This window comes from Chloroflexaceae bacterium (assembly GCA_025057155.1).
Taxonomy (GTDB): Bacteria; Chloroflexota; Chloroflexia; order Chloroflexales; family Chloroflexaceae; genus JACAEO01.
This window is the reverse complement of sequence record JANWYD010000111.1, coordinates 1-648: the sequence shown is the minus strand read 5'-3', so window position 1 is coordinate 648 and position 648 is coordinate 1. Positions and strand designations below refer to the sequence as shown.

The 648-nt window shown below is 55.9% G+C and carries 1 protein-coding gene; it reads left to right on the top strand.

From position 1 onward, the window contains the following. On the top strand, positions 1 to 648 hold a 648-nt coding region (locus tag NZU74_20545), incomplete at both ends, for an aminotransferase class I/II-fold pyridoxal phosphate-dependent enzyme (protein MCS6883717.1).

Here is a 648-nt window from a genome sequence, read left to right as displayed (position 1 = left end):
CACCCCGCAAGAGTTGGAGCAACACCTCTCGCCGCAAACCCGTGTTTTCCTGCTCAATTCCCCAGCCAACCCCACCGGCACCACGTACACACCCGAGGAAATCCGCGCGCTGGCACAGGTATTGGAAAAATTCCCCCAGCTTTTGGTCGTGACCGATGATATTTATGAAAAACTGGTCTATGGCACCACTTTTCTCAACTTAGCCACCGCTTCGGAGGCATTACGCCCACGCACGGTGGTGGTCAATGGTTTTTCCAAGGCGTATGCGATGACCGGCTGGCGGCTGGGCTATGCCGCAGGTCCGCGCGCCATCATCACTGCCATGGATACCATCCAAGGACAGTCCACTTCCAACGCCACCAGCTTTGCGCAAAAGGGCGCTGTCGCCGCACTGATGGGGGATCAAACCTGCGTGGAAACGATGCGCCAGGTGTTTGAAAAAAGGCGTGATTTGGCCTTTAGCATGCTTTCTGGCATCCGCGGCTTACGCCTATTTAAGCCGCAAGGCGCGTTTTACCTTTTCCCTGATATTGCAGAGCTTTGCCAGGCACCCGGCTTTCAAAAACTTGCGCAACAAACGCCGGCCGCCGATGCCGGCAAAATTTTTACCGCTGCCTTGCTCGACCAAAAGCTCGTTGCTGTTGTGCC